Below are 18041 nucleotides of genomic sequence, written 5' to 3'. Positions count from 1 at the left end.
TCTTCGATATCGGATGGCGTCTACGCTTGTCACCATGACAAGAAAATAGGTCAGTATTATTGACATAATTTCCCTGGCATGGTTTGTCGGCGGTATAGAAAATATGAGGAAACCCCATGCTGAACTGGGACACCATGTTTGCGTCGCGCTCGTCGCGCATGCGCGCATCCGAGATCCGCGAGTTGCTGAAGCTTCTCGACCGGCCCGACATCATCTCCTTTGCCGGCGGCATCCCTGATCCGGCGCTGTTTCCGGATCGGGAATTCAAGCAGGCCTATGCCGATATCTTCGACGGCGCCGCCGTCAACTCGGCGCTGCAATATTCAGTGAGCGAAGGCTACAAGCCGCTGCGCGAATGGCTGGTCAAGCAGATGGCAGCTCTCGGCATCCCCTGCGAACTCGACAACGTCTTCATTGTATCAGGCTCGCAGCAGGGCCTGGATTATCTCGGCAAGCTCTTCCTGTCGCCTGGTGATACCGCGCTGGTGACATGGCCCACCTATCTCGGCGCGCTGCAGGCCTTCAACGCCTATGAACCGGCCTATGACCAGTTGACGCCGAACGGCAACCGGACGCCGGAATCCTATCGGGCGGCCGCAGCGGCTGCCGGCGGCAAGGTGAAGTTCGCCTATCTCTCCGCCGATTTCTCCAACCCGACCGGCGAGACCGTCGATCTCGATGGCCGCAAGAAGGTATTGGCATTAGCCGAAGACCTCGACATCGCCGTCATCGAGGATGCGGCCTACCAGTCGTTGCGTTACGACGGCGATCCGATCCCACCGATCCTGGCGCTCGAGATTGCCGAAAAGGGCCATATCAACGATACGCGCACCATCTATTGCGGCAGCTTCTCGAAGACGCTGGCGCCTGGCCTTCGCGTCGGCTTCATCGTCGCCAATGCGCCTGTCATCCGCAAGCTGGTGCTGATGAAGCAGGCGGCCGACCTGCATTCCTCGACGATCAACCAGATGGCGATATCAGATGTCGCCGAGCGCGGCTTCGACGCGCAGGTCGCCAAGATCAAGGCCGCCTACAGCAAGCGCCGTGACTGCATGCTGACGGCACTCGAGAAATATATGCCCAAAGGCACGAGCTGGACGAAGCCGGAGGGCGGCATGTTTATCTGGATCACGCTGCCGGAGGGGATGGATGGCGCCAAGCTCTTGGCGAAATCGCTGGAGACCGCCAAGGTCGCCTTCGTACCCGGCAAGGCATTCTTCGCCGATGGTTCCGGCGCCAACACCTTCCGCGTCAGCTTCTCCTGCGCCAACGAGCAGATGATCGAGGACGGCATCGGCCGCTTGGGCGCGCTGATCTCGGCCGAAATCGGCGGCTGATCCAGGCTGGCGAGGGCGTCGATCAGAAGATCGTCGTCCAGCCTTCGTTCGCCGTCTCGCTCTTGCCGTAGCCGACCCGGTCGGCCACGGCGCCGTCGGCGTTGCGCAGGATGATGTCGCCGCCCCTGTTGGCAAGCTGCGGGCCGCCGGCCGCGGCATCGAGTGCCACGGTGCGCAGCTCGCCTGCGCCAAGCGACCCCGACAGTGTCTGGGTCCTGCCGTTTTCGTCTTCCAGCTTCCAGCCGTCGAGCGATGCGGTCATGTCGGAGCGGTTGATGATCGTGACCGTTTCGGCCTCGGTGCCGCCTTCGCCGTTCACCGGGTTGATCAGCGCGGCGACGATGCGCAGCGACGAGGCGACGATCGGCTGCGGTCGGCGCGTGCCTTCGCCGCGGCCCTGGCCGCCACGGCTGTCGGAAACCGGATGGCCGGTCGCCGCATCGGTGTTCCAATTCTGCGACTGGAAGCAGAGGAAGATCGCCGCCCATTCGTCGGTATCGTTGAAGTGGACGAGAAGGGCGCCGTCCTGGTTGGGGCCGTTGGTCGCCTTGAAGCTGCCGCCGTCGCCCTGGTTCATGTGAATGTCGTGGATGCCGTTGCCCGGCTCGAAACGGAAATATTGGTCCGGCTTGTTGTGCTCAGGACCCCAGGCCTCGCCGAAGGCGTAGAAATGCACGTCGGAATCGGCAATGCCTTCCTGGACGATCGGCTCGATGAAGTCGCGCAGGTCGTTCTTCGGGCCGGATAGCTGGAAGGGTGCGACATTCATATCCTCGCGTTCGATCAGCCCGCCGCGAACATAGTCTATCGCAAGCTCCGGACGGTCCTTGCGGATGTCGATCAGCCCCATCGGCAGCGCTTCGAGCGCCTCCGTCAGCGCTGAGTGCTTGAAATCGACGATATTGGCGTAGAGCAGATCGTGCGGCGTTTCCTTGGAGCGGACATTGAGCGCGATGCGATAACTGACGCCGTTTGCCTCGATGCGGATCTCGATATGAGGATCGTTGTCGTCGTCGAGGGCAAGTGCGCTCGCCGTGCCCTTCAGGACCTTGTAATTCTTCAGCATGGAGAACCTCGCGGGAGTGGCGGGGTCTGACGATAACACGGCGAAAGTGCATCTTTTGTGACGACTAAAGTATGGCGCGATCCTTCAGATTCGCCTGCCACGCTTTAGGTCTTTGATTTACCCATGTCGTGGTCGCAAAACCGCTGCACACTTTTGCGGACTTATGTAGCAATTGCCATAAAGGTCACGCAGTGCAATCAGAGCGGTTGTTAAGCAGATAAACGGCCAGAAATGACCGGCGCACGGATAGCTTGTTCGTGGGCAAGAGGTGCCAATCGCCGTAACGCAGTGATCGCTATTCGTCGGCCCTATTCGGTGCATCGCCGACCCCGAACTGATCGTCAGAGGCCGGCAAGATAGTGAGCCATGGCAGCGATGTCGTCGGCCGAAAAATTGCGCACCAAGGCCGTCATGCTGGGCATGTTCGGGCGCTTGTTATCGCGAAAGTCGGAGAGGGTTTTGATCAGGTAGTCCAGCTTCTGATTTGCGACGCGCGGAGTGTTGGCGTATCCGACGAAACCCTCCCGGTGGCACGAGGTGCACTTCTTCCCGGCGTCGAGCGCTCGGACGCGGGTAATGCTCGCTGCGTCGGCCGGCTCGCGGTAGGCGGGCCAGGGCAGTGCGGAGAAGTAGGCCGCAAGCGCCTTCATGTCGTCGTCGGAAAGATTCTTCGCGATCCGGCCCATGAGGTCGTCGGTGCGCTCTCCATTGCGATATTCCTGCAAAGCTATCAGCAAAGAGGACTCGTGCTGGCCGGCGATGATTGGCGTGTTCTTAACAGTCGGCATACCTTTCATACCGTGACACATCCCGCAAAGCTTGGCCCTGTGGGAGATTGCCGCCGGCGGTGGCGCAGCATTGTTCTGCGCTCTAGCCGGCAGCGGACCGAGGGCCACGAGAGCGGCGATGACGAACGGAGCGAGCGCGCTGCTGCAAGGCATGCGAGGCCTCCAGATCGGGGCTTAATTTAAGCTGAAGTGTGATGCTGAGCTTATCAGGAGATGCAACCATTGGCGAGCGGACCCCCGTCGCCTCCATGCGACTATGGCTGCGTTTTTATGAGTTCACGCCCTAGTTGACTTGGAGTTTTGTGGCGGCCGTGCAGTGCTTGATCCGCTGCCTATTGTTGCAGATGCGGGGCGAAAAGCTCGAGATCGGCCTCGCCAAGCCTGTCGCTGACCGTGTTCAGTTGGTGCCAGTAGGGATAGATCACCAGTGGCAGGCTGACCGCGTCGAGGCGCTTGCGCTCCTCGTCCGTCAGCTTCAGCTCGGCGGCGGCGATGTTGTCGCGGAACTGGGCTTCGGTGCGGCCGCCGATGATGACCGAGGTCACGGCTTTGCGGCCGATTAGCCAGGCGAGCGCCACCTGAGCCGCCGAAACGCCGCGTTCCTGGCCGATCGCGACCAGTGTCTCGACGATGTTCCATAGACGGTTTTCGTCACGGATCGGCGGCTCGGTCCAGCCGGCGAATTGGCGCGTGCCTTCAGGGGCTGCCTGGTTGCGGCGATGCTTGCCGGAGAGCAGGCCGCCGGCGAGCGGGCTCCAGACCAGCACGCCGAGGCCCTGGTCGATCGAGATCGGTAGCAGCTCATATTCGGCATCACGGGCTTCCAGCGTATAGTGGATCTGCTGGCTGACGAAACGCTGGTACCTGTGCTCGTTGGCAATGCCAAGCGCCTTCATGATGTGCCAGCCGGAATAGTTGGAGCAACCGACGTAACGCACCTTGCCCTGTTTGATCAGGGTATCGAGGGCTTCCATCGTCTCTTCGAGCGGCGTCTGGCCGTCCCATTCATGCACCTGGTAGAGGTCGATGACATCGGTCTTCAGGCGCTTGAGGCTCGCCTCGCATTCGCGGACCAGGTGGTAGCGCGACAGGCCTTGGTCGTTCGGGCCGTCGCCCATGCTGAAGCGGGCCTTGGTGGCGAGCAGCACACCCTGCGGCCGCTTGCCGGAAAGCACCTCGCCGATGATGTTTTCGCATTCGCCTGATGAATAGGCATTGGCGGTATCGATCAGGTTGATGCCGGCATCGATGCACATATCGATCATCTTGCGAGCCTCGGAAACGCCGAGGTCCCCGACGGTCTTCGCCCAGCCGACGCCGCCGAAGGTCATCGTGCCCATGGTCAAAGTCGAAATCTTCAGGCCGGAACGGCCGAGCAGACGATATTCCATAGAAATTCCTCCTTCATTGAAACGTGAGTGACGTAGCGCAAAGCCCGGCAATGGCAATCTCCGAGTGTTCACGCCTGGGTGAGATTGCTTGGCGCCAGGATACCAGATGATCGGATGTTTCACAGGGTTGAAGACGACGCCTGCGAGATTGCGCCACAGCTATCGCCCCGATTGTCGGCAAAGCCGGGGGAGGTCAAGGAAGGTTGTGAAGCCTGGGCCTGGCGGCTGCGGCGTGCTGTCACATCGCTGTCAACGACCCCTAATAAGGGAGGGGTATCGAAATCGAGGATCCTTCCCATGAAAACGATCGTTTCTGCCGCAGCACTTGTCGCCGCGAGCCTCTTTGCCCTTCCGGCTTCGGCCGCAAACCTCGTTCTCTACACCAGCCAGCCGAACGAAGATGCGCAGGCAACGGTCGATGGGTTCATGGCCGCCAATCCTGATATCAAGGTCGACTGGGTGCGCGACGGCACGCCGAAGATCATGGCGAAGCTCCAGGCCGAGATCCAGGCCGGCAACCCGCTCGCCGACGTTCTGCTGATCGCCGATGTCGTGACGCTGGAGCGCCTCAAGGAAGACGGCAGGCTCCTGGCCTACAAGTCGCCGGAAGCCGCAGGGTACGATGCTGCCCTCTATGATGCCGACGGTTACTACTACTCCACCAAGCTGATCACGACAGGCATCATGTACAACACGTCGGCTTCGATGAAGCCTGCGAGCTGGAAGGATCTGACCAAGCCGGAAGCCAAGGGCCTCGTCACCATGCCGAGCCCGCTTGCTTCGGGTGCGGCACTCATCCACGCCCAGACGCTTGCCGCCGTTCCCGGCCTCGGCTGGGATTTCTACAAGTCGCTCGCGGAAAACGGCGCGATCGCGGCCGGCGGCAACGGCGCCGTGCTGAAGTCGGTCGCCTCGGGCGAGAAGGCCTATGGCGTGGTCGTTGACTATCTGCCGATCCGCGAGAAGGCCAAGGGCGCTCCGGTCGATTTCGTGTTCCCGAGCGAAGGCGTTTCTGTTGTCACCGAGCCGGTCGGCATCCTCGCCAGCACTGAGAATGCCGACGCCGCCAAGAAGTTCGTCGACTATGTGCTCTCCGAAAAGGGCCAGGAAGGCTTTCAGAAGCTCGGCTACATCCCGGCCCGCAACGGCATGAAGGTGCCGGAAGGCTTCCCGGCGCGCGACACCATCAAGGTCCTGCCTATCAAGGCGGCCGAAGCGTTGAAGAATACCGACCAGGACCTGAAGACCTTCTCGGGCATCTACGGTTCGAACTGATACTTTCATGCACGGATATGTCAAAACAGGAAACAGCCAGCCCGCCTGGCTGTTTCCTTTTGTCGTCATCGTCGTCCTGATCCTCAGCGTGCTGCCGCTCGCTCGTCTTGCCATGGTCGGGATCTCGGCCTTCGCCGATGGCGGCGTGATGACTGTTTTGAGCGAGGCGTCGCTGTGGTCGGCAACCTATTACACGGTTGTCACCGCCATCCTCGGCACGATCATCTCGCTCGTCATCGGCTGCCTCTTCGCCTTTCTGCTGACGCTGACCGATATCCGCGCCAAGGGGCCACTCAGCTTCTTCTTCGTGCTGCCGATGATGATCCCGCCGCAAGTGACGGCATTGGCCTGGGTGCAGATGTCCGGCCCCTCCAGCCCGATGTTGAAGGCGCTTTCCATTGCCCCGCCGCTCGGCTCGCCGCAGCCGCTCTATTCGGTGGGTGGTATCGCGCTGCTTTACGGCGTCCAGCATGCGCCGCTGGTCTATCTGGCGCTTCGGGCCGGCTTGATGACGCTGCCGCGCGACGGTGTCGAGGCCGCACGGCTTTCCGGCGCCTCCAGCCTGCGGGTGTTCCGCGACATCATCCTGCCCCTGTCGCTGCCCGGCATCATCGCCGGGGCGGCAATTTCCTTCGTCTCCTGCACCGGCAATTTCGGCATTCCCGCCATTCTCGGCATTCCGGCCTCGATCTTCACGCTGCCGACGCTCATCTTCACCAAGTTTTCCGCCTTCACCAGCCGGACCTTCGGCGATGTCGCCGTGCTCTCGGCGATCATCGCCATCATCTCGGTCGTCGGCCTGATGATCCAGGACCGGGCACTGCGTGGCCGCGACTACCGTGTCATCGGTCTATCCGGAGCGAGCGCCGCCTTCGAACTCGGTGCCTGGCGATTTGCCTTGGCGCCACTCGTCTGGGTGATCCTGTTCTTCATGCTGGCGGCGCCCTTCTTCGCGCTCCTTGCCGGCGCGCTGGTGCCGGCCTATGGCGTGCCGCTCACCTTCAAGACCATGTCGCTGCATGCTTTTGAGGAGATCCTGTTCCGGCAGGCGGTGACGCGCACGGCCTTTGTCAATTCGCTGTCGCTTGCCGGCGCCACCGCGCTTGGTCTCCTGGTGGTGACAATGCTTGCAGCCTATGCGCTGACGCGGCGCAAGGATGCGGCTTCCCGCATCGTTTCCGGCCTCATCGAAATACCCTATTCGCTGCCCGGCATCGTCATGGCTGTTTCCTTCATCCTGGTGTTCGCTGCACCCATCCCATTCCTGCGCGTCTCGCTCTACGGCACGATCTGGATCATCCTGATTGCCTATTTCTCCTCCTTCTTCGCCGTCAGCCTGAAACCGGTGGTCAGTGCCTTTCATCAGCTCGATCCGGCGCTCGAAGAGGCGGCACGGCTTTCCGGGGCCGGCTTCTTCCGCCGGCTTGCCGATATCATCGTGCCGCTGATCGCGCCGGCCGCTGGCGCCTCCGTCATCCTCGTCTTCCTGATCGCCTGCAACGAGCTGACGATCTCCGCACTTCTCTGGTCGGCCGGCACGCAGACGCTCGGTGTCGCCATTTATAATCTCGATGACAGCGGCAGTTCCGACCTTGCTTCGGCGCTTTCGGTGCTCGTCGTCGTCATGGTCGTCATGCTGATGCTGCTGCTTGAGCTTCTGGCCAAACAGCTGCCGAAAGGAGTGGTCCCATGGCGAGGCTGATCCTCAATCAGCTCGGCAAGGATTTCGGCACCGGACGGGCTGTCGTCAGCGGGTTTTCGCTCGATGTGCGTGAGGGTGGCTTCCTGGCGCTGCTCGGGCCTTCCGGCTGCGGCAAGACGACGGTGCTGCGCATGATCGCCGGTTTCGAGACGCCGACCGACGGGTCGGTCCATCTCGGCGAGCGGCTGCTTGCCGATGCCGCGCAATCGCTGCCGCCGGAAAAGCGAAACATGGCGATGGTGTTCCAGTCCTATGCGCTCTGGCCGCATATGAGCGTCGCCGACAATGTCGGTTATCCCCTCAAGGTGCGCGGCATTTCGGGCGAGACCTATCGGACGAAGGTGCGCGATGCGCTCGGCATCGTGCGGCTTGCCGAATATGCCGAACGGCGGCCGGCCGATCTTTCCGGCGGCCAGCGCCAGCGCGTGGCGCTTGCCCGCTGCCTGGTCACATCGCCCGACGTCGTGCTGCTCGACGAGCCGCTCGCCAATCTCGACCGCCACCTGAAACAGGAGATGGAGGAAACGTTCCGCGATTTCCATCAACGCTCGGGCGCGACGATGATCTATGTCACCCACGACCAGAGCGAGGCGATGGCGCTCGCGACCGACGTTGCCGTCATGTCGGAAGGGCGACTGCTGCAGGTGGCGTCACCGGCCGAGATCTACGCCCGGCCGGAAGGCCGCGTCGTCGGCGGGCTGATCGGGCGAGGGGCGATCGTGACGCTGCCGCGGATTGCCGGAAATTGCAGGGCGTTTGACCGGCCTGTGCTGGAGCCGTTGTTTGCCGGTGCTGTCGCCGGGACCGCCAGCGGCGACCGGATGGATGTCCTCGTCCGGCCGGAGGATGTGATGGTCTCCGGCGAGAATACCGCCGCCGGCGAGGGGATCGCGGCGGCGGTCGAATCCGTTCTCTTCGAGGGCGAGCGCTATGCATTGAAGCTCACCCTCGCCGACGGGCAGGCGCTGCGGGCCTATTCCCGCTTTCCAGTCCGGACGGGTGACAGTCTCAGGTTATCGGTGCGCGCGGCATGGCGGCTTTGAGACGCCCGCGCCCTTTCGGGATCACTCGCTGCCGGAACATTGCCAGCGGATGACACGGCAGGTTCCGGTCTGACGTCCACAGCTGCCGATCGCCTGACGCTGGGCCTCACGGTTGTCGTAACCCCAGCCGCCGCGATGGCCGACGGCCACCGCGCTGCAGCCATTGCGGAACCAGATGGCGATGCGGCAGTCATCGGCGCTGCTGTCGCAATTGCGCCGGGCGACGGTTTCGGCGTCGCCGCGATTGTCATTGGCATTGGACCAACCCAGAGCGCCCGTTGATGGCGAATAGGTGATGGCACCGTAGCTGTCTGCAAGTGCCGGGCCGGTGCCGGCGAGGGCAGTCAAAACCGCAATCGATGCAGAAATCCGTTTCATGAAATGCTCCCGCCCCGGAACCGGTGAATGTCGTCCGGGACGAATTATTCGGAGCCTGCGGGAGCATGTCAGCGGCCTAAGTCACTGGCAATCGCCTCCGGGGCCGCAAGAGGGGTGGTTGTCCGCATATTTCTTGGCCGGCCATCTTTTCCTGCGGCTTCTGCTGGTTAAGGTACTCCCCGCAACCGGATCCTTCCCATGTCGCTTCGCCTCGCCACCTTCAATGTCGAAAATCTCCTGACCCGTTTCGATTTCACCGGCTTCCGCAATCAGCTGCGCCAGGACCGCGTCATCAAGCTTTTCCAAGTGTCGAGCGAGGGCGTCTACCAGCAACTCGAGCAGGCTCGGGTGATCGCTGCGACCGACGATACGCGGCAGATGACGGCGCTCGCGATCGCCGATGCGGATGCCGACATCCTCTGCCTGCAGGAAATCGACAACATGGCGGCTCTTCAGGCCTTTGAATACGGCTATCTCTTCCGCATGGTCGGAAACGGCTACCGGCAGAAATATCTGGTCGAGGGCAATGACAGCCGCGGCATCGATGTCGCGGTGCTGATGCGCGAGGAAACGCGCGACGGCCAGAAGATCGAGCTCAGGGACATCCGCAGCCATGCAATGACGACCTATCGCGATCTCGATCTGTTCGACGAGGAACTGGGGCTCACCAACCGCATCGACGACAAGATCTTCAAGCGCGATTGCCTGGAGCTCGACCTTCTGATCGGCGGCCGGCCGTTTTCGCTCTATGTCGTGCATTTCAAGTCGATGGGCAATCCGCGCGACGGGCTGGACGGGCGGCAATCGACCATGCCGATCCGCCGTGCCGAGGCGCGCGCGGTGCGCCGTATCATCGAGGATCGTTTCGGTGCGGATCACGCGGGCACCAAGAGCTTCGCCATCTGCGGCGACATGAATGATTATCAGGAGCGCGTCGACGTCATCGGCCGGCGGGGCGCCGGCTATCGTTTCGAGCATCAGGACGAGGCCGAAAGCGCGCTCGACGTTTTCAGCCGCGACGGCTTTGCCGAAAACGTCGTACGCCGCCGCGCGGCGCTGGACCGCTGGACGCTCTATCATGCGCGCGGGCCGCAGGAGCAGTGGCTCTGCCAGCTCGACTATCTCTGGCTTTCACCAGCGCTCGCCGCCCATAATGCCGGTCGCCTGCCCGAAATCATCCGCAGCGGCCAGCCCTACCGCACCATCTTCCCGCCAGGGCAGGAGGTGGAGCGTTATCCGCGCACCGGTTGGGACAGGCCGAAGGCGTCCGATCATTGCCCCGTCGTCATGACACTGGATCTCCCCTGAAAGCGAACATGAAAACGAATTTGAACATGAATTTCACCAACGCCAATTTCTCCGATGATTTCGCCGGCTGGCCGCCGTCGGCGACGGTCTTCCCGATTGCCGGCGTGGATCTGCGCGTCCTGCCCGGCCCCCATCCCCTCGTCGCCACCGAAGAAGCGGCGATTCGAGAGAACTGGGCACGAGAGACCGCTGCCAACCCGGCGCTATTCGACGGGCGCATGGTGTTCCAGCGACTGATATCGCTCAGCGAAGACGGGATTGTGGGCGAGGGCCATGTTATTCCCTTTTCCGCGTTCATGTGGTGGCGCCGGCAGCCGCAGCGTCAGGGCGGCATTCACGTCTTCGCCTATCCGGTGCTGGAAAGCTCCGACGGCGCGCTGGTGGCGATCCGCATGGGCGCCCATACCGCCAATCCCGGCCAGGTCTATTTCGCCGCCGGTTCGCTCGAACCGGAGGATATCGTCGACAACAGCTGCGACATCGAGGCAAACATGCGCCGCGAGGTCCACGAAGAGACCGGGCTCGATCTTGCCGATGCCGTCGCGGGGCAGGGACTGTTCGCCACCCATAACAAGCGCACGGTAACGCTGCTGCGGCTCTTCCGCTTCGAGATGACGGCGGACGAGATGATCGAGCAGATCGAGCGCCACATGCTGGTCGCCGACGACCAGGAGATCGCGGGCGCCGTGGCCATCCGCTCGGCTGATCCCTCGGCCTATCCCTATAACATCGCCATGCTGCCGGTGATCGACTGGTATTTCGGCAAGGCCGGCGCATAGGCGATCAGTTCGTCCGCGTCACGCCACACCAATCAGCCCTCATCCAGAGGTGCTCCGGAAGGGGCCTCGAAGGAAGAGGGCGGTGGTTCGTGCCTCCCATGAGATTCGAAGCCGATGCCTGGAACCGTATTGGGCGACGCTTCAGGATATTATTTGGGGATCCTGTTATAGAAGGACTGGGGATCGTAGACGCATTCGTAGTCGAGAAGGCAAAGCTTGCCGTTGGCATCCCTTACCCTGGCGGTGTCGTACTTGTCGCCCAGATTGCACCTGGCCGGCGGATAACGGAAGCTGCGGCCGCCAAAGCCCATGCGCACAAAAACAGCCTTGTCCTTCCTGATGATCTGCGCAAGCTCCTCGCAGCTGTGATCGCGGGCATTGACCTCCACCGCCTCGACGGCAAGGGCTGCGGACGGAAACAGCAATGCGACGGCTAGAACAGTGCTTTTCATGGAAACTCCTGCATGTGAGAAAGAGGCGGCTGGCGCAATCAGAGTGTTAGAGCGTCCTTTGTGCGTCCGAAAGGACGAACGGCGCTCTAGGGGAAATTATAGGGCGATGCCGGGTCGAAGACGCAGGCATAGTCGAGAATGCACTGTTTCCCCTTAGCATCGCGAAAACTGGTGGTGGTGCGTTTGTCGCCCATGCTGCATTGGGCGGGCGGATAGCGGAAGCTGCGGCCGCCAAAGCCGACGCGGACAAAGACCTTTTTATTCTGACGGATGATCTGCGCAAGCTCGCCGCAGCTGTGATCGCCCGCATTGACCTCCGTTGCACCGGCGGCAAAGGCCGGCAAGGGCAGAGACAAGGCGACGGCCAAAATAACGCTTCTCATGCACCCCTCCCGTCTGTGAGAGGGAGATAGGGCGCGCGGATCGCGGCGGCCAGCCTTGAGGGCAAGACGAACCATGCCGCCGGCGTCCAGAACGGTTCCCGGCAGGCCGGAAAATCCGGCCTGAATTCAGAAACATCAATCTTTTCAAGAGATTTGGTGGGTGATGTAGGGCTCGAACCTACGACCCGCTGATTAAGAGTCAGCTGCTCTACCAACTGAGCTAATCACCCGTTCGCGCTTGGCTGCGCGGTGTGACGGGGCGTATAAACAGGATCGGCAGGCTTGTCCAGCGCATAGGCGAAATTTCTTTGGTTAATCGCGAAGATTTTTCGGCATGGCTGAAATGCAGCGCATAACCCCGAAAATCGGAAGCGATTTTCGGAAAGGATTATGCGCCGATTCAAAGTGATAGGGCGCGTCCTGGCGGACGCGCGGCGCTCCGGTGAAATCAGAGGTCGAGCGTGCCGCTGGCCAGCCGCACCGCCTGGCCGCCGATGCGCGCGTTGGAGATCGTCCCGCCGTCGACATCGATATGAAGGTGGATAAAGGATGGACGATCCATCTCGACGCCCTGCTCGATCATGATTGGATGATGTCCGTCCGTCAGCCGGTCGAAATGGTGGATCGCTCCGGAGAGCGCCGCCGCTGCCGCCCCGGTAGCCGGGTCTTCGACGATGCCCATGCCGCTTGCAAACATGCGCGCATGGAACTTCGCCACGTGGTTGACGCCGCCGCGACAATAGACATAGGCCGAGGCGAGCGCACCGTCGACGAAAGGCACGATCTTTTCCCAGAGCTGCGGATCGAATTCCACCCGCTGCGTGGCTCCGACATCGTGCACCGGAATGAGCAGGAAGGGGACACCGGCGCTCCAGACCGATGGGACATGATTTTCGAAGCCGATTTCGGTCACCTTCAGCGACAGCGCATCGGCAATGCCGAGCTTGTCGAGCGGCATGATGGCCGGCTGCGACTTACGCGGCAGGTCAAATTCGGCAAAGCTCGCTTCGCCCTCCCTCAGCCGCACCGCACAGCGCACTGGCCCGACATTTTCCTCGAGTACCGAGACGAGATCGCGGGTCGTCGCGCCATGAGCCCGCTCGGCCAGCGCCACCGCCGTGCCGACCGTCGGATGGCCGGCAAAGGGCAGCTCGCGCCCCGGCGTGAATATCCTCAGCCGCGCTGCATAGGCGGGGTTGCTCGAAGGCTGCACGAACACCGTCTCGGAGAGATTAAGCTCCCGGGTGATCGCCTGCATCGCCTCGTCGCTGAGATCGTCTCCGTCGAAGATCACCGCCAGCGGGTTGCCCGCAAGCTTTCGATCGGTGAACACGTCATAGACGCTGTAGCTTCGCGCCACATCAGCCTCCTTGAATCGTCATCGCGCCGCCAACCTGCCCGACCAAGCGGTCGAGTGCAAGGCGCTAGCGCATCGGCCCGAAAATCGGAATCGATTTTCGGAAAGCACGATGCGTAAATTCAAGGTGTTAGAGCGTCCATTGTGCGTTCGAAAGCACGCATGGCGCTTTAGGTCGGCCTGGAGCGCCGCGACAATCGCTTTCGATTTTCGGGTAGCGCTTTGGCAGGAGCAGGCATGACTGCCCCATTCGGCATCGATGACGAGGTCAAGAAAAAGGCCGGGCGAAACTCGCACCGACCTTCCTCGATCAGTCTCGATAACGGCTGCCAGTACATCCGTGGTCAGCCGTTAGAGACAGATATGATATCCCTTAAGTAGGGTTTGCTTAATAATCTTCAAGAGCCCACAGCGGTCAGGAAGCCGGCATCCGGCCGGCTTCCTTTGGCCGAGCAGCGGTTACTGCTGGGCAGGGGCAGCCGGCGGAGTGGCCGGTGCCGGTGCCGGTGCGGGCGTTGCGCTGTTGTCGGTCGGAGCGATCGGCTTGGCCGGCGCCGGCTCGGATTGGGTCGTGGAGGCTGTCGTATCCGGCGATGTGCCGGGGGTGCTCCACTGCGAATAGGCGAATGCAGCGACAGCGATCACGGCCAATGCAGCGACCCAGACAACCCACGTATTATTGTTGCGCGCGCTCGGCGTGGTGCGCAGATCCAAATTTGGGTTCAGGGGGCGGTTGGGGTCGTTGGCATTATTGGGGTCGTACGTCATGGTACTTTCTCCTCTTTCGGTGACAGAAGAATGCCGAAGTGGGCATTTTGTTCCGTTCTGGGCCGAAGCGCCTGTGTTGATTGAGTTTTCGTCCTCTTCATTCTTGTCCCGGAGGACGAGATGCCGGCCGATCGGGTGCCCTGCGGACAGCAGCCGCCGCGACCCAATGCCCTTGACATGGCGGGGGCACTTTTGCATGGTTTTCCCATGGGGTCGCGATCACCCCACGAGGCGTCATGCTGAAGAATCGCGTCCAACAGAACCGATCAACGGAGGGACGCGTCATGCCGTCATTTCTCGAAATTTCTCCCGACAAGCTCAGCCGCCTCATCGGAACTCCCGGTGCGCCTTGCATTATCGACGTTCGCACGAAGGAGGACTTCGGGCTCGATCCGCGCCTGGTGCCGGGCTCGATCCGGCGCGACCATACCGAGGTAGCGTCCTGGGCCGGCAGCGTCGATGCCGATTCCGTCGTCGTGGTCTGCCAGAAGGGCAGCAAGCTCAGCCATGGCGTTGCAGCCTACCTGCGCCATGCCGGTATCGATGCCGAGAGCCTCGAGGGCGGCTTCGAAGCCTGGATCGCAGGCGGACCGGCGGTCCCCTGGGAAAAGCTGCCGCGCCGCGACGCGGAGGGACGGACTGTCTGGGTAACGCGCGCGCGGCCGAAGATCGACCGCATCGCCTGCCCCTGGCTGATCCGGCGCTTCGTCGATCCGAGCGCTGTCTTCCTGTTCGTGCCGGCGCCGGAAGTTATCGCCGTCGGAGAACGCTTTGGGGCGGCGCCCTTCGATATCGAAGATGTGTTCTGGAGCCACCGCGGCGAATTCTGCACTTTTGACGTCATGGTCGAGGAGTTCGGACTGGCGTCGGAACCGCTTCTGCGTCTGGCGCGGATCGTCAGGGCGGCGGATACCGCAAGGCCCGACCTCGCGCCCGAGGCGCCTGGCTTGCTTGCGGCGTCGCTCGGCCTCTCCAGGATGTATTCCGACGATCTGGAGCAACTGGAAGCCGGGATGCTGCTCTACGACGCCTTCTTCCGCTGGTGCCGGGATGCGACCGAGGAAACCCACAACTGGCCAGCGCCGAAGAAGAGGGCATGAGATGGCCGAGATGACGGATGCTGCATCCGGCGGCAAAATGGCGGGGGAGGACGCGAATGGGGCGCATCATCACGGCGTCTCGTTTGGTGACGCCTTCAGGGTGTGGCTGCGCGTCGCCGCCTTGAGCTTCGGCGGTCCCGCCGGCCAGATCGCCGTCATGCACCGGATCATTGTCGACGAGAAGCGATGGATCGGCGAGCATCGTTTTCTGCATGCGCTGAATTATTGCATGCTGCTTCCCGGACCCGAGGCGCAGCAGCTCGCCGTCTATATCGGCTGGCTGATGCACCGGACAGCGGGTGGTCTCGTCGCCGGCTTGCTGTTCGTGCTGCCGGGGTTTCTATCGATCCTCTGTCTCAGCTATATCTATGCGGCTTACGGTAACGTCGCCATCGTCGCCGGTCTGTTTTTCGGGCTGAAGGCGGCGGTGCTCGCCGTCGTCGTGCAGGCGGTCATCCGCATCGGCAGCCGCGCGCTGAGGAATAACGTCATGGTCGCTATTGCGGCCGTGGCCTTTATCGCCATCTTCTTTCTCCATATGCCGTTCCCGCTGATCGTGCTCGCGGCCGGCATCGCCGGCTTTGTCGGCGGCAGGTTCGGGCTTGCGGCCTTCCGGACGGGCGGTGGCCACAAGGCCGGAAGCGGCCCGGTGCTGTCGGATGCCGAGTCGGCGCTCGGCGAGGGCATACCGGTGCATGCGCGCCCTAATCTTGCCTGGTCGCTGCGCATGTCGGCCGCGCTGCTCGCCCTCTGGCTCGCTCCGCTCGCCGTGCTCTACGCAACCTTCGGTGCCGACAGTGTCTTTACCCAAATCGGCCTGTTCTTCAGCAAGATGGCGGTCGTCACCTTCGGCGGCGCCTATGCCGTGTTGGCCTATGTCGCGCAGGAGGCCGTGCAGCATTTCGGCTGGCTGAAACCCGGCGAGATGCTGGATGGTCTCGGCATGGCCGAGACGACCCCGGGGCCGCTGATCATGGTCGTGCAGTTCGTCGGTTTCATGGGCGCCTACCGCGATCCAGGAGCACTGAACCCGATGCTTGCTGCCACGCTTGCGGCGATGCTGACGACGTGGGTCACCTTTGTGCCCTGTTTCCTCTGGATCTTCCTCGGCGCGCCCTTCATCGAGAAACTGCGCGGCAACATCGCGCTTGCCGGCGCGATGTCGGCCATAACGGCGGCGGTCGTCGGGGTCATTCTCAACCTCGCCATCTGGTTTGCCCTGCACACGCTGTTTGCCGAGGTCGCGACCGTCGGCCTTGGCGGCTTGCGGCTCGATATCCCCGTGCTGCAATCGGCTGTGCCGGCGGCTATGGCGCTGTCGGCCGCTGCTGCCGTCGCCATCTTCCGCTTCAAGGCTTCCGTGATCGCGACGCTGCTCGCCTGTGCTGTTGCAGGGATGATCTGGACGCTGGCGGTGAACTAGAGCCGTGCGTCCTTTCGGACGCACAAAGGACGCTCTAATACTTCAGACCTCCGCATCGTGCGGGACGATCCGCTAGACTAGGCTTCCGCCCCATCCGCGGGAATGCGCGTGGCGAGCATCTTGTCGATGCGCATGCCGTCCATGTCGAGCACTTCGAAGCGCCAGCCGTCGAAGAGAAAGGTTTCGCCGGCTTCGGGGATGTGCTGGAGCTGATGCAGCGCGAAGCCCGCAAGCGTATGGAAATCGGCATCCGGACGATCGCGCAGGCCCAGCCGTTCGAAGGCGTCGAAGGCCGGCATCATCGCATCGATCAAGAGCGAGCCGTCTTCCCTGACGACGATGTCGGGCTCTTCATCGGATCCCGGCAGGTCGCCGGCGATGGCTTCGAGCAGATCGGTCTGGGTGACGATGCCTTCGAGGCTGCCATATTCGTCGATGACGATGGCGAGGCGAACGGGCGAGGCCTTGAAACTGTCGAGCACGCGGACGACCGAGGTGCCCTCATGCAGCACCAGCGGCTGCTTGATCACCTCCATCGGCCGGACCTTGCCGCCGTCCAGAACCTGGTCGAGAAGGTCCTTTTTCAACACCATGCCGATCGGTTCGTCGATCGAGCCACGCGCGACCAGCAACTGCTCATGGCCGCATTCGCGGATGGTCTTCAGGATCTCGGCGTCGCTGTCGTCGGCGTCGAACCATTCGATATCGAGACGCGGGGTCATGATGTCGGAGATCGGTCTGTCGCCGATGTTGAACACCCGCTCGACCAGTTGCTGCTGCACCTGGTTGAGAAGGCCGGCCTCCTGGCTCTCGGCGACCAGCAGCTTGAGCTCCTGCGGCGAATGGAACGACGATTCGCCGGTTCCGGCGCGAAGACCCACACCGCGCAGCACGAGGTTGCCCATGCCGTTCAGGGCAAAAATCGCCGGCTTGAACAGCAAGAGGAAGAACCCGAGCGGACGCACCACAGCAAGCGAGGTGGCCTCGCTGCGCTGAAGCGCCAGGCTTTTCGGCGCGAGCTCGCCGAGCACGATGTGCAGCGCCGTGATGATGACGAAGGCAATGATGATGGCGACGGTATGCGCGCCTGTCGCCGCCCATTGCCCGGGCAGCCAGGACAGCAGAGGCTCGATCAGGTGCGCAAGCGCCGGCTCGCCGACCCAGCCAAGGGCGAGCGACGAAATGGTGATGCCGAGCTGAGTGGCTGCGAGGTTGGCATCGAGATTGTCGACGGCGCGCTGAAGTGCGGAGGCATTCATGCGGCCTGCCGCGGCAAGTTCCGTGACACGGCTGCGCCGCACCGACACCAGTGCGAATTCGGCGGCGACGAAGAAGCCATTGGCGGCCACGAGAAGCAACACGGCTAGTATCCCGACATAGTCGAAGAGCCCGCCCGCGGATTCGGACATGTTTCCCTACCTCTGAATTGATGCGAGTCCGAAACTACACGCTCGGACAGAGGTAGCAAGGCGCAGCCGCATTCTTGCTGCA

The 18041-nt window shown here is 62.4% G+C and carries 17 protein-coding genes and 1 tRNA gene; 8 read left to right on the top strand and 10 right to left on the bottom strand.

What is annotated here, in order from left to right:
• The first annotated feature begins 116 nt into the window (after positions 1-116).
• Positions 117-1337, top strand: coding sequence for an aminotransferase-like domain-containing protein (locus NE851_RS25445; protein WP_047610768.1), 1221 nt, complete (start codon positions 117-119; stop codon positions 1335-1337).
• Positions 1338-1359: 22 nt separating this feature from the next.
• Here NE851_RS25445 and NE851_RS25440 read toward each other — a convergent pair whose 3' ends face one another.
• The 3 genes from NE851_RS25440 to NE851_RS25430 form a co-directional block, all read right to left on the bottom strand.
• On the bottom strand, positions 1360-2403 hold the full coding sequence (locus NE851_RS25440; protein WP_063474647.1) for a DUF2278 family protein: 1044 nt from the start codon (positions 2401-2403) through the stop codon (positions 1360-1362).
• Between the two features lie 341 nt (positions 2404-2744).
• The gene (locus NE851_RS25435) at positions 2745-3200 is read right to left on the bottom strand and encodes a c-type cytochrome (RefSeq protein WP_244604775.1); all 456 of its coding nucleotides are present in this window, start codon (positions 3198-3200) and stop codon (positions 2745-2747) included.
• Positions 3201-3523: 323 nt separating this feature from the next.
• On the bottom strand, positions 3524-4582 hold the full coding sequence (locus tag NE851_RS25430) for an aldo/keto reductase (protein ID WP_063474649.1): 1059 nt from the start codon (positions 4580-4582) through the stop codon (positions 3524-3526).
• 297 nt (positions 4583-4879) lie between these two features.
• Between NE851_RS25430 and NE851_RS25425 the strand changes: the two genes are divergently transcribed.
• From NE851_RS25425 to NE851_RS25415, 3 genes are read left to right on the top strand one after another with little or no spacing between them, the layout of a single operon-like run.
• The gene (locus NE851_RS25425) at positions 4880-5857 is read left to right on the top strand and encodes an ABC transporter substrate-binding protein (protein ID WP_063474650.1); all 978 of its coding nucleotides are present in this window, start codon (positions 4880-4882) and stop codon (positions 5855-5857) included.
• A gap of 7 nt (positions 5858-5864) precedes the next feature.
• Positions 5865-7559, top strand: coding sequence for an ABC transporter permease (locus NE851_RS25420; RefSeq protein WP_063474651.1), 1695 nt, complete (start codon positions 5865-5867; stop codon positions 7557-7559).
• Positions 7547-8602: an ABC transporter ATP-binding protein gene (locus NE851_RS25415; protein WP_047610757.1), complete on the top strand. Its 1056-nt coding sequence runs from the start codon at positions 7547-7549 to the stop codon at positions 8600-8602. Before NE851_RS25420 ends, NE851_RS25415 begins: the two co-directional genes overlap by 13 nt.
• Before the next feature lie 21 nt (positions 8603-8623).
• On the opposite strand, the gene NE851_RS25410 is transcribed toward NE851_RS25415, so the two are convergent.
• On the bottom strand, positions 8624-8980 hold the full coding sequence (locus NE851_RS25410) for a DUF4189 domain-containing protein (RefSeq protein ID WP_047610755.1): 357 nt from the start codon (positions 8978-8980) through the stop codon (positions 8624-8626).
• Between the two features lie 198 nt (positions 8981-9178).
• Between NE851_RS25410 and NE851_RS25405 the strand changes: the two genes are divergently transcribed.
• Together NE851_RS25405 and NE851_RS25400 are read left to right on the top strand one after the other, a co-directional pair.
• Positions 9179-10288, top strand: coding sequence for an endonuclease/exonuclease/phosphatase family protein (locus tag NE851_RS25405; RefSeq protein ID WP_063474652.1), 1110 nt, complete (start codon positions 9179-9181; stop codon positions 10286-10288).
• An 8-nt stretch (positions 10289-10296) separates the two neighbouring features.
• The gene (locus NE851_RS25400; RefSeq protein WP_063474653.1) at positions 10297-11067 is read left to right on the top strand and encodes an NUDIX hydrolase; all 771 of its coding nucleotides are present in this window, start codon (positions 10297-10299) and stop codon (positions 11065-11067) included.
• Positions 11068-11216: 149 nt separating this feature from the next.
• Here NE851_RS25400 and NE851_RS25395 read toward each other — a convergent pair whose 3' ends face one another.
• The 5 genes from NE851_RS25395 to NE851_RS25375 all read right to left on the bottom strand — a co-directional run bounded on the left by NE851_RS25395 (position 11217) and on the right by NE851_RS25375 (position 14027).
• Positions 11217-11519 (bottom strand): hypothetical protein, encoded by a 303-nt coding sequence (locus tag NE851_RS25395; protein ID WP_097594224.1) that lies wholly within the window; start codon positions 11517-11519, stop codon positions 11217-11219.
• Between the two features lie 86 nt (positions 11520-11605).
• Complete coding sequence (locus tag NE851_RS25390) at positions 11606-11902, bottom strand: hypothetical protein (RefSeq protein WP_047610748.1); 297 nt, start codon at positions 11900-11902, stop codon at positions 11606-11608.
• A gap of 154 nt (positions 11903-12056) precedes the next feature.
• Positions 12057-12132: transfer RNA gene (locus NE851_RS25385), tRNA-Lys, on the bottom strand.
• Between the two features lie 218 nt (positions 12133-12350).
• The gene (locus tag NE851_RS25380; RefSeq protein ID WP_063474655.1) at positions 12351-13262 is read right to left on the bottom strand and encodes a PhzF family phenazine biosynthesis protein; all 912 of its coding nucleotides are present in this window, start codon (positions 13260-13262) and stop codon (positions 12351-12353) included.
• 456 nt (positions 13263-13718) lie between these two features.
• Positions 13719-14027 carry a hypothetical protein gene (locus NE851_RS25375; protein WP_047610744.1) on the bottom strand — a complete coding sequence of 103 codons (309 nt, stop codon included), beginning with the start codon at positions 14025-14027 and terminating at the stop codon, positions 13719-13721.
• A 284-nt stretch (positions 14028-14311) separates the two neighbouring features.
• On the opposite strand from NE851_RS25375, the gene NE851_RS25370 reads away from it, so the two are divergent.
• Positions 14312-15127: a chromate resistance protein ChrB domain-containing protein gene (locus NE851_RS25370; RefSeq protein ID WP_127430237.1), complete on the top strand. Its 816-nt coding sequence runs from the start codon at positions 14312-14314 to the stop codon at positions 15125-15127.
• Between the two features lies 1 nt (position 15128).
• Positions 15129-16550 carry a chromate efflux transporter gene (gene chrA / locus NE851_RS25365; RefSeq protein ID WP_127430238.1) on the top strand — a complete coding sequence of 474 codons (1422 nt, stop codon included), beginning with the start codon at positions 15129-15131 and terminating at the stop codon, positions 16548-16550.
• A 77-nt stretch (positions 16551-16627) separates the two neighbouring features.
• Here chrA and NE851_RS25360 read toward each other — a convergent pair whose 3' ends face one another.
• Entirely contained in the window at positions 16628-17959 is a 1332-nt protein-coding gene (locus NE851_RS25360; protein ID WP_254958556.1) for a hemolysin family protein, read from the bottom strand.
• Positions 17960-18041 lie beyond the last annotated feature (82 nt).

It is taken from the genome of Rhizobium anhuiense bv. trifolii (assembly GCF_024346605.1).
Taxonomy (GTDB): domain Bacteria; phylum Pseudomonadota; class Alphaproteobacteria; order Rhizobiales; family Rhizobiaceae; genus Rhizobium; species Rhizobium anhuiense.
This window is presented reverse-complemented; position numbering and strand designations above follow the sequence as displayed.